The 25,165-nt window shown below is 51.6% G+C and carries 20 protein-coding genes; 13 read left to right on the top strand and 7 right to left on the bottom strand.

The features are described 5' to 3' along the window. The 3 genes from Q354_RS0113355 to Q354_RS0113345 form a co-directional block, all read left to right on the top strand. Positions 1–450: transposase (locus tag Q354_RS0113355; RefSeq protein ID WP_027858042.1), on the top strand; the 450-nt coding region annotated here is incomplete at its 5' end. Between the two features lie 227 nt (positions 451–677). After that, positions 678–1,250, top strand: coding sequence for a hypothetical protein (locus tag Q354_RS0113350; RefSeq protein WP_027858041.1), 573 nt, complete (start codon positions 678–680; stop codon positions 1,248–1,250). A gap of 805 nt (positions 1,251–2,055) precedes the next feature. Continuing rightward, complete coding sequence (locus Q354_RS0113345; protein ID WP_027858040.1) at positions 2,056–2,595, top strand: class I SAM-dependent methyltransferase; 540 nt, start codon at positions 2,056–2,058, stop codon at positions 2,593–2,595. Between the two features lie 139 nt (positions 2,596–2,734). Here Q354_RS0113345 and Q354_RS0113340 read toward each other — a convergent pair whose 3' ends face one another. Beyond that, positions 2,735–4,393: a cation:proton antiporter gene (locus Q354_RS0113340; RefSeq protein WP_084332594.1), complete on the bottom strand. Its 1,659-nt coding sequence runs from the start codon at positions 4,391–4,393 to the stop codon at positions 2,735–2,737. A gap of 677 nt (positions 4,394–5,070) precedes the next feature. On the opposite strand from Q354_RS0113340, the gene Q354_RS0113330 reads away from it, so the two are divergent. Beyond that, positions 5,071–5,553 carry a GNAT family N-acetyltransferase gene (locus Q354_RS0113330; RefSeq protein ID WP_051560120.1) on the top strand — a complete coding sequence of 161 codons (483 nt, stop codon included), beginning with the start codon at positions 5,071–5,073 and terminating at the stop codon, positions 5,551–5,553. A gap of 58 nt (positions 5,554–5,611) precedes the next feature. Here Q354_RS0113330 and Q354_RS0113325 read toward each other — a convergent pair whose 3' ends face one another. Further along, a complete protein-coding gene (locus Q354_RS0113325) occupies positions 5,612–6,115 on the bottom strand; it encodes a lactoylglutathione lyase family protein (protein WP_027858036.1) in 504 nt (167 codons plus the stop codon). A gap of 95 nt (positions 6,116–6,210) precedes the next feature. Between Q354_RS0113325 and Q354_RS0113320 the strand changes: the two genes are divergently transcribed. The 5 genes from Q354_RS0113320 (at position 6,211) to fusA (ending at position 12,671) form a co-directional block, all read left to right on the top strand. After that, on the top strand, positions 6,211–7,086 hold the full coding sequence (locus Q354_RS0113320; RefSeq protein ID WP_027858035.1) for a LysR family transcriptional regulator: 876 nt from the start codon (positions 6,211–6,213) through the stop codon (positions 7,084–7,086). A gap of 97 nt (positions 7,087–7,183) precedes the next feature. Beyond that, positions 7,184–7,525, top strand: coding sequence for a hypothetical protein (locus tag Q354_RS0113315; RefSeq protein WP_027858034.1), 342 nt, complete (start codon positions 7,184–7,186; stop codon positions 7,523–7,525). Between the two features lie 84 nt (positions 7,526–7,609). Beyond that, a complete protein-coding gene (locus Q354_RS0113310; protein WP_027858033.1) occupies positions 7,610–8,083 on the top strand; it encodes a nucleotidyltransferase family protein in 474 nt (157 codons plus the stop codon). A 227-nt stretch (positions 8,084–8,310) separates the two neighbouring features. Beyond that, positions 8,311–9,915, top strand: coding sequence for an ABC-F family ATPase (locus tag Q354_RS0113305; RefSeq protein ID WP_027858032.1), 1,605 nt, complete (start codon positions 8,311–8,313; stop codon positions 9,913–9,915). A 671-nt stretch (positions 9,916–10,586) separates the two neighbouring features. Next, positions 10,587–12,671: an elongation factor G gene (gene fusA / locus Q354_RS0113300; RefSeq protein ID WP_027858031.1), complete on the top strand. Its 2,085-nt coding sequence runs from the start codon at positions 10,587–10,589 to the stop codon at positions 12,669–12,671. A 684-nt stretch (positions 12,672–13,355) separates the two neighbouring features. Here fusA and Q354_RS0113295 read toward each other — a convergent pair. Then, a complete protein-coding gene (locus Q354_RS0113295) occupies positions 13,356–13,940 on the bottom strand; it encodes a TetR/AcrR family transcriptional regulator (protein WP_027858030.1) in 585 nt (194 codons plus the stop codon). A gap of 16 nt (positions 13,941–13,956) precedes the next feature. After that, a complete protein-coding gene (locus Q354_RS0113290) occupies positions 13,957–14,817 on the bottom strand; it encodes a DUF6920 family protein (RefSeq protein ID WP_036229760.1) in 861 nt (286 codons plus the stop codon). A gap of 262 nt (positions 14,818–15,079) precedes the next feature. On the opposite strand from Q354_RS0113290, the gene Q354_RS0113285 reads away from it, so the two are divergent. Further along, the gene (locus Q354_RS0113285; protein WP_027858028.1) at positions 15,080–15,421 is read left to right on the top strand and encodes a DUF4144 family protein; all 342 of its coding nucleotides are present in this window, start codon (positions 15,080–15,082) and stop codon (positions 15,419–15,421) included. Between the two features lie 33 nt (positions 15,422–15,454). Here the strand turns inward: Q354_RS0113285 and katG are convergent, their stop codons facing one another. The 3 genes from katG to Q354_RS25735 all read right to left on the bottom strand — a co-directional run bounded on the left by katG (position 15,455) and on the right by Q354_RS25735 (position 22,220). Further along, on the bottom strand, positions 15,455–17,671 hold the full coding sequence (katG, locus tag Q354_RS0113280) for a catalase/peroxidase HPI (RefSeq protein ID WP_027858027.1): 2,217 nt from the start codon (positions 17,669–17,671) through the stop codon (positions 15,455–15,457). Positions 17,672–18,150: 479 nt separating this feature from the next. Next, entirely contained in the window at positions 18,151–19,896 is a 1,746-nt protein-coding gene (locus Q354_RS27445) for a diguanylate cyclase (protein WP_051560119.1), read from the bottom strand. A 575-nt stretch (positions 19,897–20,471) separates the two neighbouring features. Then, a complete protein-coding gene (locus Q354_RS25735) occupies positions 20,472–22,220 on the bottom strand; it encodes a sensor domain-containing diguanylate cyclase (protein WP_051560118.1) in 1,749 nt (582 codons plus the stop codon). A 524-nt stretch (positions 22,221–22,744) separates the two neighbouring features. Between Q354_RS25735 and Q354_RS27440 the strand changes: the two genes are divergently transcribed. The 3 genes from Q354_RS27440 (at position 22,745) to Q354_RS0113255 (ending at position 25,157) form a co-directional block, all read left to right on the top strand. Then, positions 22,745–23,212 (top strand): hypothetical protein, encoded by a 468-nt coding sequence (locus tag Q354_RS27440; protein ID WP_156948325.1) that lies wholly within the window; start codon positions 22,745–22,747, stop codon positions 23,210–23,212. Positions 23,213–23,223: 11 nt separating this feature from the next. Beyond that, complete coding sequence (locus Q354_RS25725; RefSeq protein WP_051560117.1) at positions 23,224–23,895, top strand: cytochrome b/b6 domain-containing protein; 672 nt, start codon at positions 23,224–23,226, stop codon at positions 23,893–23,895. Between the two features lie 290 nt (positions 23,896–24,185). Further along, positions 24,186–25,157, top strand: coding sequence for a zinc transporter ZntB (locus Q354_RS0113255; protein WP_027858025.1), 972 nt, complete (start codon positions 24,186–24,188; stop codon positions 25,155–25,157). Positions 25,158–25,165: the final 8 nt, after the last annotated feature.

Raw genomic sequence — 25,165 nt, 5'->3', positions numbered from 1 at the left:
CGCTTTATCCCGGCGGACTTCGACTATGATTCCGCCACCAAAAGCTGTCGCTGTCCGGCGGGTAAGCCGATGTGGTTGTGCCTCGATAGCGAGATCGATGGCAAAGCCGTAGTCCGCTTCCAGGGCTACCGTAAGACTTGCCGGGTCTGCCCCCTGAAAACTCAATGCCTGCGTAAGCTGAACCAGCAGGAAGGGCGTCAGGTCAGCTTCTATCCGAAAGCCAACACGCCGAAAACCAGCTTTATGGACCGGATGAAAGAGAAGATCGACAGCCCGATGGGACGGCATATCTATAGCCAGCGACTGGGCACCGTTGAGCCGGTGTTCGGCAATCTGGAAACCAACAAAGGGCTAAAGCGCTTCACGCTCAGAGGCGAAGCTAAGGTCAATGCCCAATGCCCAATGCCCAATGGCCAATGGCCAATGGCTGATGTACTGCCTGGTACATAATATCGAGAAAATAAGTACCGCCGGGAATATAAGGCACTGAAGATGAAAAACGGGCTGAATAGTGGGCCGGATCGGTGTAAAAGACAACCAAAGCGTGTTTGAATCGAGTATCAGCGAATAGCGGGTACATCGCTTAAAACTCACAACAGAACAAGGAGGGCTGTCAGGTATGGACATTTACGGTGCTAAATCTCTAATCCGACAGCCTCGTTAGGTGTCCAGAAAAAATGATCAAGAACTTACTGCTGATTTTGCTTGTGACCCAACTAAGCTCCTGTGCTGTTTTGCATGAAGAATATTTTTATCCCCAAGCAATTGGCGCTAAGGTCGAAAAGCAATCATGTCGAGGCAAGGTCGGGGTAGATAATCAACTGGTTTTTCAATTTGATGACGTTAAATTAAATCTGGAAGTATGGGAATATCAAGATATAACCCGTTTAGGTATAGGTTTTAAAGTATATGGTCAAGCAAATGTTGTTTGGCCCAAGCAAATTGTAAATATCTCTTTTGGTGAAATAAGGCAAGAATTGGAAGTGGAATTCTTTACCAGGCTAAGGTTTGAAAACAGGTATCAAAGCAACGAGCTCTCAAAAAAAGAGTATACAGCCAACTCAATAATGGATAGAACAACCGATGAGGAATATGAAAGTTATTCCGGTACATTCACTATCACAGATGGAAAAGCTACCCAATTAAGAGTAGAAGGAATAAGGGTGCTTGTTAATGGCAAAAAACACATACTGCCAGAGGCTGTTTTCACGAAAAAAGACGGTTTATTTTTGCATCCTCTTAATTGCTAAAGCTAGAATTGCTGGGTTTTAATATGGCGAAAACACCTAGCACATATGAGCCGCCCCCGAGTCAATTAGCAAAGTAACCCCTGAGGCTTTCCTCATGGGTGCTCTTTAATAATTCGATCGACATACTTCGGCTTTCTGTTGATTACACAAACACATATAGAGGGTCTCTTATGCACCAGAAGTGCCGCTATAGCGGAGGTCCAGCACCGTATGGGCCACTAGAAATTACTCGGTAACTCTGGCTGTCCTATTCAAGGCAGGTTGGATCACCTGCATGTACCCGTTAGTGGCGGGATCAGTCAGAGCGTAAAGAAAAAAAGGACACCCACCAAATTTACAGCTGAGGCCGGCTGATCTCCAGTCAATCCCGTTACTCAAGCCATTGGCGCTGAAGCAGTCTGATAGCGAACGGGCAATACCATTCAATCTGGCGGACTACTTTGAATTGGTTGACTGAACAGGATGTTGTTGTCGTGACGGCAAGCGCGGCCATATAGTCAATAACCTGCCACCGATTATTGCAGAGACTCGGAATTGATGCCGAACAGTGGCTACAGGCGATGCAGCCAAAGGGTTTACAACCCAGTCGTACCTTGGGGCGATTCGACAAGCTGAAACAGTATGCAGGGCGGGTGGGAAATAGCTGGGTGAAGGGATTGACTCAGTCGAAACGGCTATTCGCATCGGCTTGAATCGTGAGGGTTATTGGCTTTCCCATATGGAAGAAAGAATTGATGGGTGTTCTGGATTGATCCGCTGATTGATCCGATAATGCAGATCCGAAGTCCCCCGAATCCCGGCTAGTATGACTCCTTTTGAGATAGTGCTTATTCTTTTTCTCCTGCTGGTAGCCCTGTCTATTGTTTGGAGTACGCTACAAACCGGTATCTCTCCGATGATGAGTTCAGGCAAGGCATGCCGGGCGATGCTGGCTGAGACTGAGAATCCGCTTGTTAGGCCCCTGATTGATCTTGGCTCGGGTTGGGGGACGCTGGTTATCATGGCTGCCCGTCAGTACCCGAACCAGCAAGTGATCGGCTATGAGCTGTCATGGCTTCCGTGGTTAGTGTCAGTGATCCGTAAATATTGCTTACGGCTGGATAACCTGACGCTCTATCGCAAGGATTTTATGACGACTGAACTCAGCAGTGATGCGATTCTCTGCTGTTATCTTTACCCAGGAGGCATGGTTGCGCTTGAAGCAAAACTGAAGCGCGAACAGCTAAATGGGACGCTTATTGTAAGCAATACATTCGCCTTACCTTCCTCTCAACCGACAAAAGTCATCAGGCTCGATGATGTCTATCAAACGCCAATCTATGTCTATCATTGGCCGTCAAAGTGAGCTTTAACTCCGGGTGAAAACTGGCAGGCACAGTGCCCATCAATTTTTGTCAGCGGGTCGAATTGCCTAATGCCAAGCGTTGGCCGGTACAGGGTTGATCCGGCGTTGGTCGCTGCTGTTTGCCGATTATCGGTGAGCTTCAGCCTCTCTGTTTAGTTGCTTCCCGCTCCTGCAATGCCTCGACCAGTGCCAGTGCCTTCTGCTCCTGAGTATCGATTGGGCAGGTGTCGCCGATCTTATCCAGCTCTTCGATCAGGCGGTGGTTTGAGGCGCAGACAAACACCGGCAGTTCCGGCGCTACGTGGCGAATCGCATGGGCCACCTGCTGGATGCGGCGTTCATTACTCATGGCGATAATCACCGCGCGGGCCTGATCGATATGGATGCCTCTGAGAAACTGGCTGCGACAGGCATTGCCAAACACCACCGACAATCCATCGATCTGGGCAGAATGGAAAATCCGGCTCTCCTGCTCGATGCCCATATAGGGGATCTGCTCGTGCTTCAGGTGGACAGTAACACGTTGCCCCAGCGCGCCAAAGCCACAGATCACGACCTGATTGGCGTGGATCTGCGTCTGCTCTGTAGCCGCATCGTCGCTTTCATCAGGCGTCGAGGATTCCGGACTTTTTATCAGCCAGTCGGTAATACGATCCAGTGAGCGGAACAGAAACGGGGTCAGCATCATGGTAAAGACAATCGCCATCACCAGTACCTGACCGAGCTGGCCATCCATAAACAGGTTGTTGGCCTGGGCGGTCTCAAAAATTACAAAGGAAAATTCACCACACTGAGAGAGCAGCAACGCGGTCTTCAGGGCGGTACGGGTGCCGTGAAAGAAACGGATCAGGGTAAACAGGATCAGGCTTTTCACTAACAGCAATCCGGCCATTACCGCCAGAATCAGCAGCAGGTTCTGCAATACAAAAGGTGGACTGACCTGCATCCCGACGGTGATAAAGAACACTCCCAGCAGCAGGTCGCGAAAGGGGATCAGGTCTGCCTCCACCTGGTGTTTGTAGTGGGTTTCAGCAATCACCATACCGGCGATAAAAGCCCCGAGGGAGTATGAAAAACCCAGTGTATGGGCCAGCTGGGCGGCACCGATCACAAACAACAATAGGGCGCCGACAAAGATCTCGTTGGAGCGGGTGCCTAATACCTGCTTCATCAGATGGGGCGTGGCAAAACGGGCGCCAAAGAACAGCAGTGCGAACACGATAGCACCATCTATCACTACATTAAGCAGCAGTTGGGGCACGCTCTGATGGTTGCTGGCAAAGATGGATACCATCAGCAGTAGCGGGATAACGGCAATATCCTGAAACAGCAGGATTCCCACCGAGTTTCGGCCGTAAAGGTTGCCTGTCTTACGGTGTTTGGTGAGCAGGTTAAGCACGATGGCGGTAGAGGAGAGGGTCAGCGCCAGGCTGACGATCAGGTTAACTGCCGGTTCTATAGCCAGCAGCCAGTGGCCGATTGTAAAGAAGACCGCCGCGGTGATCCCCATCTGCAGCGCACCATAGAGAAACACCTCTTTTTTCATCAGGCGCAGTCGCTGGGGTGAGAACTCCAGGCCGATGGTAAACATCAGAAAAACAATACCAAACTCTGCTACCGCATCCAGATTGGCGTTATGTTCCAGATCAAAGGCAAAGCCCACCACCATGCCGGTGAGGATATAGCCGATCACTGACTCTACCTGCAGCTTTTTCAGCAGAACATTGAGCACCAGGGACAGGCCGGCACAGATCAGTATCAGCGTAATAATGCTTTCCATTCGGTTTAATTCACTCATCCTGCAGGACCTGCTGATCGGTAACCGCAGGTCATTGATATTCTTTATCGATGGCGTAGATCATAGCCGACCCGGAGCGCCAAAATACAGGGAAAAAGCCGGCAAAGGAGAGGTAATAGGGTGCGCGGGCTTCGTTTCTCTGTCCAGGCTGTGTATGGCCCGGAAATTACTGTGGCGGTTGCGATTTTACTTATGCGGATTGCAGGCTTCGTAGAACGGCTTTTGATGGAATGGCACAGACTCAGCGTGGCTACCTTCTGCTCTGATAATATCCCCCTGTCAGCACTATTGCTGTGTTGCTTCGCAAAGGGGGAATGCTTAGTGCCTTGGCTCATTCAAGTATGGGGGAAGGGCTGACGGAACCGTCAGCTGTTGATATTGTTCTACAGCTGATGTCAGTGTCTCATTCGCGAATAAATACCGTCGTTGCACTTATCATGAATCAAAGCGTATAAGCTGTTCTAGATCTACAGGCCGGGGCCCCGGGTTCAGTGATGGATGCAGGCTGCACTTCGAGTCGGTGATTCCGCGTCGTTCGTTCTGGTTATCTAAGCAGGAGTTTCCCTGGGCGCAGGGTGCCGTCTATGACGCCCTGTATAATTGCTTTTGGCGAGTAGAATTATCGACGCTGCATTAGAAGTATTTAAATCACTTATAGTCGAAACAGGAGGCGAGCATTGATCTGCACAATTAACGAAATTGAGCCAGGTGATGATTCTGTTATCTGTGAAATCATCAAAAAGGTGGGCGCTGAATATGGGGCTATAGGTGATGGGTTTGGGCCTTCTGACTCCGAGGTTTTGTGTATGAGTCAGAACTATAGCGAAGAATCAAAAAGCAGATACCTGGTTGCCAGGATAGACGGAAAAGTTGTTGGTGGTTGTGGCATTGCTCCGTTTAACGGAAGCAGTGATATTTGTGAGCTAAAGAAGTTATTCCTTCTTCCTGAGAGCAGAGGGTCGGGGCTTGGTCGGAAACTTACACTTCAATGCCTTGAATTCGCGGTGTCTCAGGGATTCAAAAATTGCTATCTCGACACTCTGAAAAGCATGTCATCAGCAATAGCTCTTTACGAAAAGCTGGGATTTAGTCATCTGAATAGACCATTGCAGGGCACAGAGCATAACGGGTGTGATGTTTGGATGTTAAAGCCACTTTAACCTTCAGCCACATAATCGGAAAACCGAGCTATTCCTTGCTCGGTTTTCTTTTCTGCGGTTAGTTATAAGCCCCCGAGGCATAGTGCAACTCGTAGCTGTGGCTATAGATCTCGAGGATATTGCCGAAGGGGTCTTCCATATAGATCATGCGATAGGGCTTTTCACCCGGGTAGTAGTATCGGGGTTTCTCCATGCGCTTCTTTCCGCCGGCAGCAACAATCTTCTCTGCCAGTCCTTCGACATCGGGATCCTGCACACAGAAGTGAAAGATCCCGGTCTTCCAGTATTCGAAGTTATCCTGCGGGTTCTGCTGGTTTTTAAATTGAAACAGCTCTACACCGATACGGTCACCGGTCGAGAGGTGGGCAATTCTGAATGATTCCCAGTTGGGGCCGAACACATCGGTACACATCTCGCCGATAGGGCTGTCATCTTCGATGATCTCGGTGGGCTGCATAATCAGATACCAGCCCAGTACCTCGGTATAGAATTTTACGGCGGCCTCCAGGTCGGGAACGGAAATGCCGATATGAGAAAAGGTTCGGGGGTAGGGCTGATTCATGGTGCTGCTCCGGTTGGATAACTTGAGCATTAGTGTATAAAGCAGTTAGTCTAACGTGAAATTATCATTAAAAATGAATTTGATAATATTTCGTTATGATAAATCCGATATTCTTACGTACTTTTATGCGTCTGGTGGAGACCAACCATTTCACTCAGGCGGCTATACAGCTCAATATGACCCAGCCCGGGGTCAGTCAGCATATAAAGAAGCTGGAGCAGCAGCTTGGTTACCCACTGTTGAATCGTCATGGCAAGAGGTTTGAACTGACCGAAGCGGGGGGGCGCCTGTATGACTATGGAGTGCGCCAGATTGAGGCTGAAGTTGAGTTACGTGAGTCGATCGCGGGGGATCAACAGTGTCAGGGGGAGTGCCGCCTGGCATGTTCAGGGTCGATGGCGATGCAGTTATATCCCGAACTGCTCGGGCTTCAGCAGCAATATCCAGGTCTGACTATCAGTCTGGAAGCTGCGCCGAATACAGCCATCGTCGAGCGTATTAAGACGAACAAGACCGATATCGGACTCGTTACCCAGCCGGTGAACGATGCAGAGCTGAGCCAGACGCAGTTAGGGCAAGACAGGCTTTGCCTGGCGGTGCCAGCCGGTAGCGGATTCAGTTGGCAGAATCTGGTGTCGTTGGGTTTTATTAATCATCCCGATGGGCATCACTATGCCATCCAGGTGTTGGAAGCGAATTTTGCGGATGATTTCAGGGGCATGGCCTCAGTTGCGCAATCCGGTTATATCAATCAGTTAAGCCAGATTCTGTTACCGGTTTCACTGGGGCTGGGGTTTACCGTGATTCCCCGTTCATCTCTAGCCGCATTTAGTCAGCCCGATCGCATCCGTATTGCTGAGATGGATAAGCCAGTCGACGAGCCGGTCTTCCTGGTATCCAAAAAGCACCGCACACTTCCTTCAAGATACCAGCTTGTTACAGAGTTGCTGGCGAAGCAGTGGCGGGACTAGCATCCCAAGCCAGGTTGTTAAGGATGGGTGCAATCAGTTGTTTTGATACGGTACTCTGAGGTCTGTATATCTGGCTTTGAGTATAGGGAAATAAGCAATGGACAATCTGTGTGCCTATATAGCATCGATTAAAGGTGAGGCTACAGAGCCGGTTATCGTCTGCCGCACATCCAGAGATAACTCCTATACCGATCAGGATCTGACGGTGGACAGTCAGGAGTCAGTTTTCAGTTTTTCGAATGGTGTAGTGGTGAAATACTCTACTGAGTCTGACCAGGATGATAGTGACGAACGGCTGTGCCCGGAGTGCTGGATATCATATGAGGTTTTATCCGAGCCCGCAGGGCTGCAGGTATGTCCCAGACACAAGACGTTTATAAGCCACTGCCAGGAGCTATTCTGGCTGAAGATCAATAAACAGCATTTCAGCAGTGGCTGAGGCTGCGAATTAAGTCTTGTGTGGTCGGAACAATCCGTGTCTGAGCAGTGCCACCGGCTATTAGATTAAGGAGGGGGGGAAAGGATGAAGGACAGGGCCTTAGCCTGGATCGTTACCTTACTTGAAACAAGGAATATTCCACTTTCAGTCTGTGGTGGACTGGCAGCAAATTTTTACGGATCTGACCGGCCACTCAATGATATCGACCTCTTCGTGCCCCAGGCACGGTTCGCTGAAGTGGTGAGCGCCGGGGCCGGGTTTGTTTCAAAACCCGCTCAGCACTATTGCGAGAAGGCTGAGGGTTGGGATCTGGAATATGTTCAGCTGATCTATAAAGGAACTAAGATTGAGGTTGGTAACGCCTGCAATGCCAGGATATTTGATCGCTCGGTTTCCCGATGGCGGCCGCTTGTGATCGATTTTGACAGTACGGTAACGGGTGAATATCTCGGTTCGAGACTGTCTGTGATGCCCAGGGCTGACCTGATTGAATATAAATCCAGGCTTGGCCGTGCAGTGGATCTGCAGGATATCTCGTCACTTAGGGCCGGGGTATAACCGAATACTGTCCTGCCTGTATCAGCCTTCGTCCATTATCAGTGTGCTGGTTTGATATCAGATCCGCAGGGGACGCATGCCTGCAGCTGTTACTGATCCATATTTTTGTGCGTTTAACGCACAGCTTTGCTCGACTTTCAGCCTGCAACTCTTTAGAGTGCGCCCTCCCTTGAAAGCCCTATGCAGCGCTTTATTCCATCCTTTATCTGTAAGCTCAGGACACTCCTTTGATATCCACCGCGAACATCACCATGCAGTTTGGCGCTGAGCCATTGTTTGAAGACATTTCCGCTAAGTTCGGTCACGGCAATCGTTACGGCCTGATTGGTGCAAATGGCTGCGGCAAGTCGACCTTCATGAAAATCCTCAGCGGTGAGCTGGTGCCAACTTCGGGTAATGTTTCTATTTCCCCGGGACAGAAGTTGGGTACCTTGCGTCAGGATCAGTTTGCCTTCGAAGAATATAGCGTGGTCGATACGGTAATCATGGGAGACGCTGAACTTTGGAAGGTGAAGCAGGAGAGGGATCGAATCTACTCACTGCCTGAAATGTCCGAAGAGGACGGCATGAAAGTTGCCCATCTGGAAACCGAGTTCGCTGAGATGGATGGCTACAGCGCCGAAAGCCGGGCGGGGGATATCCTGTTGGAGGCGGGTATTGCAGAAGAGTATCACTTCGGCCTGATGAGCCAGGTTGCACCGGGCTGGAAGCTGAGGGTCTTGCTGGCACAGGCATTGTTTGCCAATCCGGATATTCTGCTGCTGGATGAGCCGACCAACAACCTTGATATTCATACTATTGGCTGGCTTGAGACCGTACTTAAGCAGCGTAAGTGCACCATGATCATTATTTCCCATGACCGCCACTTCCTTAATTCGGTGTGTACTCATATGGCCGATATCGACTATGGCGAACTGCGTATCTACCCGGGCAACTATGATTATTTTCTCGAAGCGTCTTCTCTGATTCGCGAACAGTTGCTGACGGAGAATGCCAAGAAGAGCGCCGAGCTTGATGAGCTGCAGACATTCGTCAATCGCTTCTCCGCAAACGCCTCTAAAGCCAAACTGGCCAGTTCGCGTGCCAAAAAGATGGATAAGATCGAACTGGAGGAGGTTAAAACTTCCAGCCGCCAGTCGCCTTCCATCACTCTGAAGCAGGATAAGAAACTGCACCGCCAGGCATTGATTCTGGAAGAGATGGGGCATGGCTTTGAGGGCGAAGCGCTGTTCCGGGGCGGTAATCTGATTCTTGAAGCTGGTGCTAAGCTGGCCGTCATCGGTGAGAACGGTGTTGGTAAAACCACGTTCCTGCGCTGTCTGATGGACGAGCTTCAGGCCAACGAAGGCACGATAAAGTGGTCTGAGAATGCTGCTATTGGTTATTGCCCGCAGGACAGTACGGCTGACTTCGACTGTGACCTGACCCTGTTTGAGTGGATGTCGCAGTGGCGTACTCCCAAGCATGATGATCTTAAAGTCCGTGCGATGCTGGGACGCTTGCTGTTTACTGCCGATGACTTTAACAAAAAGGCGAAGGTCTGTTCCGGTGGTGAGAAAAACCGCCTGCTGTTTGGCAAGCTGATGATGATGGACATCAATGTGCTGATCATGGACGAGCCGACCAACCATATGGATATGGAAGCGATCGAAGCGCTCAATAATGCATTGGAAGCTTTCGATGGCACACTGATCTTCGTCAGCCATGACCGGGCCTTTGTTTCCTCGCTGGCGACCCGGATTATCGAAATCAAGGATCAGGAAGTGATCGACTTCCCGGGCACCTTCGATGAGTACCTGGCCAACAAAAAGGCGATCGCACAGGTCGCCTGATTCGCTGCTAAAGATCCACCGGGGCCCGATGGCGTCTGTTGTCTGGTTAAGTCCAGTTATTCAAAAGACGGCATCGGGCCTTTTTGCATTCTTTAGGGATGCTGGCAGATGGAGCCCTTTGGTTGTAGTGAACGGATTCTCCGACACTGATCCTCCGACACTGTTTCGCAGGAATTCGCGGGTGATGCTGGAAATTGCCTGTCAGATCGGACTCAGCCTGCCCGCTGTATTGAGCAGCGTTGGCATAAAGCATCCGCGATCTGCGTGCTGAATAATCAGTGCCAGTCATCCTGACTGCTTTGGATCTTTATCACCGGGGGTAAGATGGACAGCCGTGGCGTTTTTTAACCTGCAATATGTTCATGTGCCTTGTACTGGCTACAGAACCGCCAACTATCTATGCTTAGTCTTCAAATGGGGCGATACGCTCCTTTACAGTGCCTTGTTACGTCCTCAGCCTGACACGACGTCGAAATACTTTGAATATCAAATTGATAGCTGTATTCGGCAAAAAAGCATACCCTATGGCCCTGTTTGATCATCTACAACTGCCGTAGTTCGACGGTAAGCTCCGTGTAGCTAAATTTTGATAGCTGCAATGTATTAAACCTGAAAGAAATTCCTGTATACTTGCGCGGAAATTTTTTCTCAGACATTTGTGTAAGAGACCAATGGCAAACTTAGACCTTTACAGAAACATCGGCATCTTCGCGCACGTAGATGCGGGTAAGACCACCACAACAGAACGTATCCTGAAGCTGACCGGTAAAATCCATAAGACCGGTGAAGTGCACGATGGTGAGTCCACTACCGACTTCATGGAACAGGAAGCTGAGCGCGGTATTACTATCCAGTCTGCTGCGACTACTTGTTACTGGAAAGACCACCGCTTCAACATCATTGATACTCCTGGTCACGTAGACTTCACTGTTGAAGTATACCGTTCCCTGAAAGTTCTGGATGGTGGTGTTGGTGTTTTCTGTGGTTCCGGCGGTGTTGAGCCTCAGTCCGAGACTAACTGGCGCTATGCGAACGAATCTGAAGTTGCCCGTATCATCTTCGTAAACAAGCTGGATCGCATGGGTGCAGACTTCCTGCGCGTTGTCGACCAGGTTGAGAACGTTCTGGGTGCTAACCCGCTGGTAATGTGTCTGCCTATCGGCATCGAAGAGAACTTCGTTGGTCTGGTTGACCTGCTGTCACGCACTGCATACGTTTGGGATGACTCTGGCAAGCCAGAAAACTTCGAAATCGTTGATATCCCTGCGGACATGGTTGATGACGTAGAGATGTACCGTGAGAAGATGATCGAAACCGCTGTCGAGCAGGACGATGATCTGATGATGGCTTACATGGATGGCGAAGAGCCTTCTATCGAAGACATCAAGCGTTGTATCCGTAAAGGTACTATCGCTCTGGACTTCTTCCCGACTTACTGTGGTTCTGCATTCAAAAACAAAGGTGTTCAGATGGTTCTGGACGCAGTTGTTGACTACCTGCCATCTCCAACAGAAGTTGACCCTCAGCCTCTGACTGACGAGCTGGGTGAGCCAAATGGCCAGGTTGCAACTGTTTCTGTTGACGAGCCTCTGCGCGCACTGGCATTTAAGATCATGGACGACCGTTTTGGCGCCCTGACCTTTATCCGTATTTACTCCGGTGTACTGAACAAGGGTGATACCATCCTGAACTCTTTCACCGGCAAGACTGAGCGTATCGGTCGTATGGTTGAGATGCACGCCGATGAGCGTACTGAGCTGAGCACCGCTCAGGCAGGTGACATCCTGGCTATCGTTGGTATGAAAAACGTTCAGACTGGTCACACGCTGTGTGATACCAAGAACCCTTGTACTCTGGAACCAATGATCTTCCCAGAGCCAGTAATCTCTATCGCGGTATCGCCTAAAGATAAAGCTTCAACAGAGAAGATGGGTGTTGCGATCGGTAAGATGGTTGCTGAAGATCCTACTTTCGTTGTTGAAACTGACGAAGATTCCGGCGAAACCATCCTGAAAGGAATGGGTGAGCTGCACCTGGATATCAAAGTAGACATCCTGAAGCGTACATACGGCGTAGAGCTGGATGTAGGTAAGCCACAGGTTGCTTACCGCGAGACTATCACTTCTGCAATCGAAGACAGCTACACGCACAAGAAGCAGTCTGGTGGTTCCGGTCAGTTCGGTAAGATCGACTACCGCATGAAGCCAGGTGAGCCAGGTTCCGGCTTCAAGTTCATCTCTTCTGTTGTTGGTGGTAACGTTCCTAAGGAATTCTTCCCGGCAATCGAGAAGGGCTTCGCTAGCATGATGGACACAGGTGTCCTGGCTGGCTTCCCGGTACTGGACGTTGAAATCGAACTGTACGACGGTGGCTTCCACGCGGTTGACTCCTCTGCAGTAGCGTTCGAAATCGCCGCTAAAGGCGCTTTCCGTCAGTCCATGCCAAAAGCAGGTGCACAGCTGCTGGAACCTATCATGAAAGTTGACGTCTTCACTCCAGACGACAACGTTGGTGATGTAATCGGTGACCTGAACCGTCGTCGTGGCATGATCAAGGATCAGGAATCCGCGTCCACTGGCGTACGTATCAAAGCAGATGTACCTCTGTCCGAGATGTTCGGTTACATCGGTCACCTGCGTACGATTACTTCCGGTCGTGGTCAGTTCTCCATGGAATTCGGCCACTACATGCCTTGCCCAATGAATGTGGCAGAGCAGGTAATCGCTGACGAAAAAGCGAAAAAAGAAGCTAAGTAATTAATACTTAAGTGTCTTTGATAAAAAACCCGCTGGCGCAAGCCCGCGGGTTTTTTTGTTTCCGGCCCGTAAACCGGTGCTTGCTATTTATCCGTTCCTGTCAGAGTGCGCACTACACCATTGCCTTATATGGCACCCTCCTGTGAGCTCCTCCAGCCTGCTGATATGTTGACCTGCACTCTATTAACCTTCTGTGCCGATCTGGTCCGCTATTGTAGCGCCCAGTTACTTTCACCGAATTCTTCATAATAATTGGCGTGGCCGTTGTGCCGTATTGGCCCTTGTTGCCTGAATATCGACCAGTTTATTGAAAAATAAGGATTTTCTACTAGACCTATATATACGTAAAACAAAAACAAGGAGCGAGCCATGGAGGCAATCGTCGTGGTTTCAGTGTTAGGTCTGGGGGCTGGGGTTATTGTTGGCTGGGGTTTGATTGCCGGATCGGCGATCGAGTTATTACGGCAGAAGTAGGTGCCGGCACGGCATATTAACCTGGCCGCTGAAATCCTGAGCAACCGGGTCTAATCGCCAGTTCTTTTCAGGCTAAGCCGGCTTGAGTGCATTTCCCTGAAAATTTTAGGTAGACGAGCAGGCAAACTAAGCCGCTGTGATGCCGGCGCATCTGACGGCATCTTTGTTAGCGTCCTGCCCGAGGTAAAGCGATCAGCATGGATGACGCTATTAATCTTTAAACAGTTTCATATAGCAGCGGGCAGCCTCCTTAGCCCGGTCAGCAATGTCTGCTGGGCCAAGTGGATTGATAGACCCATCCAGAACCTTTATCTGACTGTCCTGAAGCAACAGGCCGATAAAGATATTCAGTGAGGTCGCGGCTGTCTCACTAATCAGTCCCTGCTGATGGTAACTTGCGAACTGTTCACTGACGGCTTGAGCAACGCGCTGGCGACCGTGGCTTTCGAGTATGGCCGCCAGCTCCGGTGTGCTGGCGGCTTCTGCAATCACGATGCGGTTAATCACGATGGAGCCCGGACTCATCAGGAAGCGCAGCAGGGTCTCACCGAACTGCAGCAGAAAGCCTTCTGGGTTGGCCGGGTTGTCGGCTACGAAGTCCTGTAGCAGTCCTGCCTGATCGGCGTTGGCACTGACGATCGCTTCAAACAGACCCTGCTTATTGCCAAAATGGCGATAGAGGGTTTCTTTAGATGCGCTGGCGTGACGGGCGAGGGCGTTCATGCTGAACGCCATGTTTCCCTGTTCGACCAGCAATGCCATCGCGGCACTGATTAACTGATCCCGTTTCGACACATTAGATCCCTGATGCTTATTGCTGCGGATAGAGACTGGCAGAATAACTGGTTAGCTCGCCGCGCCAGAACGGGTAGTCAACTCCCCTGGCATGGCGGGCGATGGTGAATTTGTGCGGAATCATCATACCATTGATCAGGCGGTAGTCGGAGCGGGCCGCGTATTCCCCTGAGCCGTGATAGGGGGTGTTCAGGTCGCCATCGTTCTCTGCGCGCAGACTGCTCAGCCGTCCTTCGTTATCGATCTCTGCAATCATGCTGGTGCGCAGTCCCTGATATTCTGCGATCACGCGGGCATGGGTATTGTCGATCGCTTCCCAGCGGGTGTATTTCCCGGGCAGCAATGCCTGCGGATACAGCGGCGATTCCAGCAGCCAGCGACGCAGACTGATACGGTTCAGCTCCACGCTCTGGGGTTGATCCATGACGGTCAGGGCAGCAAACAGCTTGGCTTTCATCTCCATCTCACCGTTAAGGTAGGCGTCATAGGCCAGCGCCCAGATGCCGGGATAGATCGGTGTTTTGGCTTCAAATACCAGAGCAGGCAGAGCCGGTGACAGGCTTTGCCGGGCGGTTGTCGGGTTGAAGTCCTGATGCTGCGGTAGACGAAAGTCGCCTCTCATTGTCACCTCGGTGACGGCCAGAGCAGGCACTCCGTTCGGGAAGGTAAACCGGATATAACGCTCAACGGGGGCGGGTAGCGTTTTTGCCAGTTGCCAGGTCGGGGCAGATGCAAAGGCTGTTGTATGCAACTTCTGGTGATACTCCGTCAGGTGGCTACGGGTCTGATAATTGTTATAAACCAGAGAACCACCGGCCAGGGCGATGATTCCGATAGATGCGCGGGTGATCACTTTCTTCACAACATAGTCCTTCATGTGCTGTATCCGGCTAATACCGGATAAAGTTTAAGAGCCGGTTTGTTCGAAAATACGTACCGTACCGTTCGGTACGGTTGGTGAAATCCTAGTCGGGAGGCTCAGGTCTGTCAATTGGTAAATCAACGAGCAGCGAGGTTGAGTCAGCGACAAGCAATGCTCTGAATGCCCCCCTGTTGAATAAGCCAGGCCTGACGGGGAGAAGAGGGCAGGGGAAATCTGCTATGGTACTGCGCATCGGAAAAACAGAAGAGTAGTCGTAGTGGAAGATGTTCAACCTGAATGGCCCGGCGTTATCAGCTTTGTGGGAGTGGATGAATTGCTGCCGGTTAAATCGCAGCAACAGCTGGATAGCGATCCGGAGCTGGTCGGGACTCCGTTCACCCCGGATGACAGGCTGATCGACTCGGCGGGTAGGGTATACCGGGTGCTTGTTGATCGGGACCGCGTTACTCGGTGGGTTCCGACAGAGCAGTTGCTCTGTCGGGAGGAGGTGCTGCGGATGATGAGACAGCATTTTTCGGCGCAGGGAGACTGCTGCGTGGCTAAGATCAGTTTTGCCAGCGTTCGGAATGCGATCAGGGCGCTGGCGGATGGTCATTAGCCACAGTGGTGCTTTAGGTGGGCCGGTAGTTAACTATATGCGATCCAGATTCATTACCTTAACCCAGGCCCGGATGAAATCCCTGACGAACTTCTCCCTGGCATCATTGGCGGCATAGACTTCAGCGATGGCGCGAAGTTCGGCATTGGCACCAAAGATCAGATCGACCGTAGTGGCCGTCCATTTATGTGCACCGCTGGCACGGTCATGGCCGTTGTAGATCCCTTGCTGCTCCGGTGCTTTGGACCAGCGCGTAGACATATCCAGCAGGTTGACGAAAAAGTCATTACTGAGTGCGCCTGGGGTTGAGGTGAGAACGCCGTGGCGGGATTGCCCGGTATTGGCATCCAGAGAACGCATGCCAGCCACAAGGACCGCCATTTCAGGTACGCTCAGTGTCAGCTGGCTGGCCCTGTCGATGAGCATTTCGGCCGGTGAGCGGGTATTACCCTTGGCAAAGTAGTTGCGGAATCCATCTGCCATCGGTTCCAGTGCTGCAAACGAATGAGCGTCCGTCTGTGACTGGCTGGCATCGTTACGCCCGGGTGTAAACGGAACGCCTAGATCAAGGCCGCCATCGCGTGCCGCGGCTTCGACGGCAGCGCTACCGGCCAGTACAATCAGATCCGCTAGTGAGATGCGCTTGCCGGCAGGCAGCGATCTGTTCGTTTCCTGGCGCAGGCTTTCCAGTCTGGTTAGTACGGGGCCTAGCTCGTCCGGGCTGTTAACCGGCCATGCTTTTTGCGGCATCAGACGAATCCTCGCACCATTGGCGCCGCCACGACGGTCGCTAGCGCGAAAACTGGCGGCCGATGCCCAGGCGGTTCTGATCAGGTCAGATCGGCTAAGCCCCAGCTCCAGCACCTGTTGTTTGAGTGCGCGGATCTCCTCGGCTTCGATCAGCGGGTAATCGATCGCCGGAATCGGATCCTGCCACAGCAGTGTATCTGTCGGAACTTCACTGCCTAGATAGCGACTGCGGGGGCCCATATCGCGGTGGGTGAGCTTGTACCAGGCTTTGGCAAATGCCAGCTCGAACTCAGCGGGGTTCTTTTGAAAACGGCGGGCTATCTGCTGATAGGCGGGATCATAGCGCAATGCCAGGTCGGTCGTAAGCATCACTGGCGCATGGCGCTTGTCCGGGTCGTGCGCATCCGGAACCAGACTTGCGGCAGCGTTATTCTCAGGTATCCACTGTATGGCTCCGGCCGGGCTTCTGCTCTGGACCCACTCGTAGTTGAAGAGGTTATCCAGATACTGGGTAGTCCAGGCGATTGGGTTCGCTGACCAGGCGCCTTCCAAGCCGCTGGTAATTGTATCGGCGCTATGTCCTTTGCCGCAGCGGTTTTTCCAGCCGAAGCCCTGCTGCTGGATATCGGCTGCAGCGGGTTCTGCTCCCAGGCAGTCCCTGGCGGAACGGGCACCGTGGGCTTTACCAAAGGTGTGGCCGCCGGCGATCAGCGCGACTGTCTCTTCGTCATTCATCGCCATGCGTGTAAAGGTTTCACGGATGTCCCGCGCTGCTGCAAGCGGGTCCGGGTTGCCATTCGGGCCTTCAGGATTTACATAGATCAGCCCCATCTGCACAGCTGCCAGAGGCTTTTGTAGCTGGCGATCTCCGTGATAGCGTTTGTCAGCAAGAAAGCTGGATTCAGGCCCCCAGTAAACCAGATCGGGTTCCCACTGATCTTCACGTCCACCGGCAAAACCATAGGTTTTGAACCCCATTGATTCAAGCGCCACATTGCCGGTAAGTACCATCAGGTCTGCCCAGGAGATACTGCGGCCATATTTCTGCTTGATTGGCCATAACAGTCTGCGAGCCTTATCCAGGTTGGCGTTGTCAGGCCAGCTGTTAAGCGGGTCAAAGCGTTGCTGGCCACCTGAAGCTCCGCCGCGTCCATCGCCGACACGATAAGTACCGGCGCTGTGCCAGGCCATGCGGATAAATAGCGGACCATAATGGCCGTAGTCAGCAGGCCACCACGCCTGAGAATCGGTCATCAATGCCCGGAGATCTTTCTTCAGTGTTGCCAGGTCGAGCTTTGAGAAGGCTTTGGCGTAGCTGAATTCCCGGTCCATGGGGCTGGATTCTTCGCTGTGCTGGCGCAGTGGTGCAAGGTCAAGCTGCTCGGGCCACCAGAAGCGATTGCTTTTGGCTTCAGCCGCTGCCTGAGCCAATTGCAGGGGAAGTGCGAGAGACAACACCACCGCAGTTGAAGTCAGTAGTATCGATGTTTTTATATGCATAGTATTCGCCCCCGTTTTATAAAAATCGAGTACGAAAAAACTATAGGTTCTGATTTTGATTAAGTAATCCAGAATTCTATTGAATATAGGTATTGCTACGATAGGAAAATTTTATATGCGTCTGTTTATGCGATTTCTGGGCGCACTATCAGTGGCCTTAAGCTGTGAAATATTAAGCTGATATGGCTGTGTTATATAATGCAGTCATAATGTAAATGACTTTCTAATTTTTAGCGGGAGATAAGAAGTACCTTACTCTTCAGAGAATGGTTGTGTATCTGTAAATCAGGGTTAACAAGCTATAAACGAATTGAAGCATCTTCTGCAACAGTTAATGGCGTTCTTCTGGCAGTGGCCTGATTTAACCTGGTCTGATTTGGTACGCATAGTGAAACGGCAATAAACAGGCCGGTGCCATAACTGATTACAGTATAGGTTTAGAAAAACTCAATGTTAATTCGCAGGGCTAAAGCGGAGTTCTAAACTTCCTCTTCGCTATCGATACAGGCAGTCGCACCAATCACACAATTCCTGCCGGCATCTTTAGCCTGATACAGCGCCTGGTCAGCAAGGCTTAGCAATGTATGGGCGTGACTGTCGTGAAACTGGTGCTCAATTGCATAGCCGATGCTGACGGTTACCACTTTTTCAGCCAGTTTACTGGCTTCATGTTGAATCTGCAGTCGTTCGATATCGCTGCGCAGCTGCTCACACACGCTGCCAACATGGCTATCGCTCGCTGCTGGCAGGATAATGACAAACTCTTCGCCGCCATAGCGGGCAATCAGGTCGCCCGGCCGGCGGTTGGACTGCTGCTTCCGCAATACCCCTGCGATTGTCTTAAGGCAGCTGTCGCCCGATGGATGACCGTACCGATCGTTATAGTTTTTGAAGTAATCGATATCCAGCAGGATGATGCCCAAACTGGATTGGTCACGGCGACAGCGCAGCCATTCACTTTGCAGGTGCTGGTCGAAACTGCGGCGATTTGCCAGCCCTGTCAGGCCGTCGGTCTTCGCCTGGATCTCCAGTTCACGATTAGCGAACTCAAGCGAGCGGCGGACTTCATTCAGCTCCCAGGTGCGGTCTGCAACCCTTTGTTCCAGCATCCCGTGGGCTTCCTGCAGTTCACGCTTCCGGGCTCCCTGAATCCGGTTTACATGTACCATCAAGCCAAGGGCCATCATGATCGTGATGCTGAGGACGCCGATAATGATCAGCCGGGTCTGAAAGAAGGGTCTGAGGGCTTCGTCGACATCGATTTCAGTGGTGATACCGAAACCAAGGCTTTCATCCCACAGCCAGGCACCGAACACATTGACGCCACGGTAGTCACGGTAGCCGTTGAGATTAAACCCGGCTTTACGGCGCACGGCGTCGCCGGCCATCAATGTAAGGGGTCTTTCAGAGGCTGTCAGCTCGGGACGATAACCTTCCAGCATATTCCCCCCCGGGTCTGCGATGCGAATCCTGAAAATACTCTTCTCATCACGGCCTATCAGGCCGATCTTCCTTAGTTGATGGTCAAAGCGGCTTTCAGTAATGAGCATACCGTTGCGATCAAAGGCATAGGTTTCGCCCGACTTCCCTAGTCTGGCAAGTGCGGTAATCCGGGTGACGAAATCGCTCAGGTTAAGCTGTACGGCCAGGACAGCAATGACTTTGCCTGCTGTTTTAATCGGGGCTGCGACAAATACACCGAGCCGGCTTTGTGACTCACCTGCAGTATTTAATGGGTGGGAGATCAGCGTGGGTATAAACATCGTTTCGCCGGCAAAGGCGCGTGTCAGATAGTCCGGGCGTTGCAGATGGATCAGGCTTTTACGGCCAAGGCTTGCCGCGTCAGATACGCCGATATTAATACGCTGTGGTGAGATGATGGCGAAGCTGAGATCATTTTCCCGGCCCAGCTTGGGTCGCATGATCTGTTGCACTCGTCTCAATAGTATCGGGCGTTCGCTGAGGTTGTTCTGTAACAGTGACTGGCTGATATGAACCACGCTATCCGACATGGCTATCTCGGCAACATCCCGCTTGCGGCGCTCTATCGAGGTCTGATAGGTGTTGAGGGTGATCTGTAACACCGTATTCAGAGATTCCTTAACCTGCTCCTTGGTCTCCCTTTCTATACTACTAATCGCTAATATGGTAAGGATGCTCACGGCCAGCAAAAACAGCAGGATCAGTGGCAGATTATAGTAGCTATAGTTTTTGCTGTGAGGCATTAAGGGAATTTCCGGTTTCCGCGAGGCAGGCGCTACGTGATACAGCCGACGTGTGTTTTCGAGCGCAGAAGGTACTACAAAGCGCTACTGAATACTAATTCCATACAAAAATTCAGGAAAAAGTGTTAGTCACTTATAGGCAAAGGAATGACTAAACAATCTTTCAGAGTATTTGGTTATCAAAATAGGTTTTAGATACCCATGTAGCAGTTCTGTAAGATTACAAATTGTCTGTGAAGAAGTCAGATCCGTATTTTAGTTTTCTTTGTCCGGATCAGCTGATGGGCTTGATGATTTCAAACAAACTGGTTAAAGGTCGTCGACCGGATAATAACGATTTCAGATCGGATTTTTAATATTATCTTTTGTTTTTAAAGCAAAAGCGCTGTTTTACCAGTGCCCTACAACCAGGTTATCTCCTGAAAATTCGTAATAGCAACGTTGGCCGACTATCGGAGCCCGTAATTAAAGGGGGGGGAAACTGAAAAGACAGACATTCCTGACACTTCTTTGAGCGAACAGCCGTGCGTTGACGATATTCAGGACAAGTGACGGCAAATAGCGCCTTCAGATGCTCATCGTATCTCCCTGGCTGTGAGTGCTGAGGGTGAACGTTTATCCGTCAGTAAGGTGGTTTCGGTTGCCGCAGTCAGGGGCGGCTTGTCTGTCTGTGCTTTTGCGCGTTTATTGTCATACATGCGCTGGTCTGCCAGTGCCATACACTGGGAGAAGGATTCGGTCTCGCTGCTGATGGCAAAGCCAAAGCTAATACCAATCTCCTGCCATCCCCGATGTTTTAATTGCTGCTCGATACCGGCTACACGGGTTGCTATCTCACCGGCAAAGCCATGGATCTCGGCTTGCCGGTGGCTGTCAGCCAGCCAGATAAACTCATCGCCACCGGTTCGGAAAACCTCACCTTGATCGCCAAGGTCTTCCTGCATCAACTCAGCCACTTCCTTCAGCATCAGGTCGCCCTGATCATGTCCGCGCTTATCGTTGACCTCTTTCATACCATCCAGATCAAGGAAAACCAGCAGGCTATATTGCTTCAGCTCGCACTGACGTTCGTTGAACGCATAACGGTTACCTACCTGGGTCAACGGGTCAACTCGGGCGAAGTAATAACTGCGGTTGTATTCCCGTTTGCGATGACTCAGCCACTCAGCCAGCGACAGCAGTATGCAGAGACAGTCGATTGCCAGTGCCGCCAGGACGACCAGTTCGGGTGATAGTGAACTGCTTAAATTACCGGTATGACTTAGCATGTAGAACACCAGCGCCGCGCCATAGATCAGGTTGCCGGTGAAGTAGTAGCGTGCGCTGAATCCTTCCCTTGGAAGCATATACAGACTGATTGTGAGCGTCGTTAATATCCAGAGTGTCGCTGTCAGGTGAGATAGCAGGAATGCCTGCCAGAAGGGGAGCAGGGGTAGTAGGCAGCCAAGTAACAGACAAAGGCAGGTGAGTCCGTTCAGGTAGCGGGATATACCGCGGTACTTGCTATTGCAGCTAAACAATAATCGGGTGAACTGGCTGGCACTGGCAACTGCAAGTGGGAATATCAGCATGCCTGCATACGCTGTGTTTAAGTCTGCTAACCGGAAGCTATCGTTAATCAAGCCCGCGGCTGCGGCCCAGCCTACCCCGTGCAGCCCGATATATCCGGCACAGGCCAGTGTCACCTGATAGCGGGTACGGACGTATAGCATCAGTGCAATCAGCGCCAGAGTCATCATTACCGAGATGGCAATCAGGCTGGTGCTGTTGATCCCAAACTGGTATCGGTTGAATTCAGGCTGATCCATCAGCTTCAGTGAGAAAGGGTAGGCATACTGTTTCGCATTCACATAAAGCAGCAGGGTGCCGCTGGCTGCGGCATCCAGCGGCAGGCTTAGTGCCTGATAGTGGAGCAGGTGGGGTGTTGCCTGGTCGTCCAGCTGGGAAAATTCGGCCAGTCGTACCGGCTGGCCATTGTCGGGCTGCCAGTAGGCGATACCTTTGTCGATAAAGTTGGCATTGAAGATAAGGTACCAGTGTTGATTCTGCCGGGCATTGGTATGCACCCGTAAGCGGGCCATCGCCGGCCCGCGACGGCCAACAAGCGTATTTGCTGCAGGGCCGGATTGCTCCAGGAGTCTGCTCAGTGTGGTGTAGGAATAGTCAGCTGCGGGTTCTGGTAGAGGATGCCAGAGCGCCTTATCGGTGACCGTGTATTGACCCTGATTGTCCAGTGATACGGATGTATTGGCCTGAAGCAGGGAGGCAAAACTAAGTACAATGGTACAGAATAACAGCCATCCCAGGCGAGGTAGAAGCGCCATCCCACTGTCCTTCCTAGCGTCGTTGTATGTATGTGTTGTCGAATGGAAGCGCCTTTTAATATCGGGACCTGCCGCCAGACAATCAGGAACATCGAATAATACCGCCGCATCAGATGCCCGGCAAACCATCATTCACTATCCGGGGCGCTATCAGGTGGGAGAGCCTCCTGCATGGTTTATCGGGATTGCTAAGTGCTCTATTCCGCCTGGGTTAGAGATCGCGGTTTTAGCGACTGGCGGAGTCGCCATGCCGTCGGCCAACTCACTGACTGACACATATAAACCAGGGAGCCAGTATACAGATCCGGCGCAGCGACTGTTGTCAGCAGCGTTTCGCTGTAGCTCGACCGGCGTGGTGAGGCCCGGCATCCTCGGGTGTTGTATCTGGCGCTTTAAACGGCTGTTTGTGAGCATTACTACGGTTGATCATTACAAACCACTTTGGATGGGCTGTTGTTTACATTAACTTTTGCTAAAGTACCGTTCTCCGAGCGGCCTGAGAGCCGACGGGACAGTCTGACTCAATGACAAAAGGACCTGATCTGATGATCCGTAATACCCGATCTACACTGGCTGCAGCGCTGGTTTCCGCCGCTCTTCTGGCTTCTGCGAATGTTGCTGCACATGAAGACCATTGTGAAGATACCCGCCTGGGCGATGTGATGAAGGACATGAAGAAGTCCTTCAAGGCTTACCGTGGCGCCCTGAAGCAAGGGGACTGGATGGCGATGAGTGACGCCCGCCTGAAACTGTCTGAGCTGTCTGTCAGCGTAACTGACGAGCAGCCACTGAAAGCCAGAGAGATGAACGCAGATGAACGTCCTGAGCTGATTGAGAAGTACCGCAAGGGGATGGAAAAGCTGGATCTGCTGCTGGGACAGCTGGAGCAGGCTGAGCAGTCAAAAGACAAGGGACAGGTTATGGCGCTGGTTAAACAGGTGGGCGCTCACACCAAGAAGAGCCATAAAGCGCTGCAGCTGGACTGCGACTAAGGGGGCGTGAGATGACGAAACAGCACCGCGTAAAAGTCTGGGATCTGCCAATCCGCCTGTTCCACTGGAGTATGGTGTTTATGCTGCTGTTTCTCTGGCGCAGCGGCACTCAGGGCGAGATGATGGATCTCCACTTTATCATCGGCTACCTGCTGGGTTTGCTGGTGCTGTTTCGTATCTTCTGGGGGTTTGCCGGCTCTCGCTATGCGCGGTTCAGTGACTTTATCCGCAGTCCGCTGACGACAGTGAAAAGTATTCCCACGCTATGGCGACGGGGGGACGCAGCATCCGTCGGGCATAATCCGCTGGGAGGCTGGATGATTGCCGCGATGCTACTGACGCTACTGGCACAGGTCGGGGTAGGGCTGGGGACTTCAGACGATGTGCTCTACGATGGCCCGCTGGTTGCGGTACTTAGCGAAGACTGGGTGGCTCGTCTGAGTGGCTGGCATATGGATGGGTTTGTATTACTGCAGTGGCTGATCGGACTGCATATTGCAGCTGTACTGTGGCATGAGGTGTTTCACAAAGAGCGCATTACAGCCGCGATGTTATCGGGCTATAAAAGCCTGCAACGACCCGCCACCGATATTGAAGTGCCCTGGAATAGGCTGCTGTTACTGGTCACGTCATTCGTCATGCTGGGAAGCTGGGGCTGGCAGCAACTCTGGTTACTGGGTTAGCCGCTGAAACCGGCAAGTTTCACTTGCCGGATAATATTGCTCCTGACGTTTTTCCGGGACATCTGCTAATAAGTCAGAAGCGCCGATGTTCTGTTCCGAGCCGGTCAGGCTCCATACACCGATGACAGTCATGTCAGCTGCCCGACCAACGGCATACTCTTTTCAATTCATTGCAAAACACAGGAGCCTCGCTGAGGGACCTGGGCACGCTCATAATGGGAAGTTGTTAATCCTGTACCTATAATCCTTCTTAATATGCCCGGTTTTTTGTGTAGCAAGGGGATCGTGGAATGGATGGCGACGGTTTGATTTATGGCTGCCTGTTGGATGGTGAAGGCGGTGGACGTACTTATGGGTGGGAAGATGTTCCTGACTGGAGTCCGGATCAGGGAGTGCTCTGGCTGCATTTTGAGTATGTAAACGAACGTGTTCAGTCCTGGTTTTACAACCAGAGTCAACTGGAGCCACTGGTAATTGAAGCGCTGCTGATGGAGGAAAATCGCCCACGTGCGTCGATGATAAATGATGAGCTGTTAATAGCCCTTCGCGGTGTGAACTTAAGTCCGGGTTCTAATCCTGAGGATATGGTGGGTATTAGGGTATGGAGCGATGGGCAGCGCATTATAAGCACCCGAAAAAGAAGGCTGTTGTCTGCGGCGGATATTTACAGGGCGCTGGAGCGGGGGGAGGGACCTCGTTCCGCTGGGGAGTTTCTGGTTCGGCTGACAGGAGGGCTAATTGAGCGTATGCAAGATACGATCGAACAGACCGAGGATCAGGTGGCTGCTATCGAGGATATGATTCTTGCAACGGAAAGCTATGCGCTCAGGACAAGTATTTCCTCATTGAGACGGGAAGTCATTGCGCTGCGGCGTTATCTGGCACCTCAGCGGGAGGCAATGCTGCAGTTACAGACCTTCAAGGTGAAATGGGTCAGCTCTAATGATCGGCAGGCGCTCCGGGAGGTCGCGGATCACCTGACGCGCTACGTCGAAGAACTCGATTCGGTACGTGATCGCGCCGCCGTCGCTCAGGAAGAACTCGCTAACCGGCTTGCGGAGCAAATGAACAAGCGAATGTATGTATTGTCGTTGGTGGCAGCCATATTTCTGCCACTGGGCTTTCTGACCGGGTTGCTGGGTATCAATGTCGGAGGAATTCCCGGAGCTGAAAACTCTTGGTCATTTTGGGTGTTTGTTGTCATGTTGCTAATTGTTGTGCTGATGCAGTTTTTAATATTTAAGAAGAAGAACTGGCTTTAGGATAAAGT

This window comes from Marinobacterium jannaschii DSM 6295, from assembly GCF_000620085.1.
Lineage (GTDB): Bacteria > Pseudomonadota > Gammaproteobacteria > Pseudomonadales > Balneatricaceae > Pontibacterium > Pontibacterium jannaschii.
The sequence above is the reverse complement of the archived record's forward strand: the minus strand, read 5'-3'. Positions and strand labels throughout refer to the sequence as shown.

Coding starts and splice junctions, on each gene's coding strand:
- Q354_RS25725 (WP_051560117.1), top strand. CDS start 23,224: ATGACGAAACAGCACCGCGTAAAAGTCTGGGATCTGCCAATCCGCCTG.
- Q354_RS0113310 (WP_027858033.1), top strand. CDS start 7,610: ATGAAGGACAGGGCCTTAGCCTGGATCGTTACCTTACTTGAAACAAGG.
- Q354_RS0113320 (WP_027858035.1), top strand. CDS start 6,211: ATGATAAATCCGATATTCTTACGTACTTTTATGCGTCTGGTGGAGACC.
- Q354_RS0113340 (WP_084332594.1), bottom strand. CDS start 4,393: ATGAGTGAATTAAACCGAATGGAAAGCATTATTACGCTGATACTGATC.
- Q354_RS0113255 (WP_027858025.1), top strand. CDS start 24,186: ATGGATGGCGACGGTTTGATTTATGGCTGCCTGTTGGATGGTGAAGGC.
- Q354_RS25735 (WP_051560118.1), bottom strand. CDS start 22,220: ATGGCGCTTCTACCTCGCCTGGGATGGCTGTTATTCTGTACCATTGTA.
- Q354_RS0113325 (WP_027858036.1), bottom strand. CDS start 6,115: ATGAATCAGCCCTACCCCCGAACCTTTTCTCATATCGGCATTTCCGTT.
- katG (WP_027858027.1), bottom strand. CDS start 17,671: ATGCATATAAAAACATCGATACTACTGACTTCAACTGCGGTGGTGTTG.
- Q354_RS0113290 (WP_036229760.1), bottom strand. CDS start 14,817: ATGAAGGACTATGTTGTGAAGAAAGTGATCACCCGCGCATCTATCGGA.
- Q354_RS27445 (WP_051560119.1), bottom strand. CDS start 19,896: ATGCCTCACAGCAAAAACTATAGCTACTATAATCTGCCACTGATCCTG.
- Q354_RS0113345 (WP_027858040.1), top strand. CDS start 2,056: ATGACTCCTTTTGAGATAGTGCTTATTCTTTTTCTCCTGCTGGTAGCC.
- Q354_RS0113350 (WP_027858041.1), top strand. CDS start 678: ATGATCAAGAACTTACTGCTGATTTTGCTTGTGACCCAACTAAGCTCC.
- Q354_RS0113315 (WP_027858034.1), top strand. CDS start 7,184: ATGGACAATCTGTGTGCCTATATAGCATCGATTAAAGGTGAGGCTACA.
- fusA (WP_027858031.1), top strand. CDS start 10,587: ATGGCAAACTTAGACCTTTACAGAAACATCGGCATCTTCGCGCACGTA.
- Q354_RS27440 (WP_156948325.1), top strand. CDS start 22,745: ATGACAAAAGGACCTGATCTGATGATCCGTAATACCCGATCTACACTG.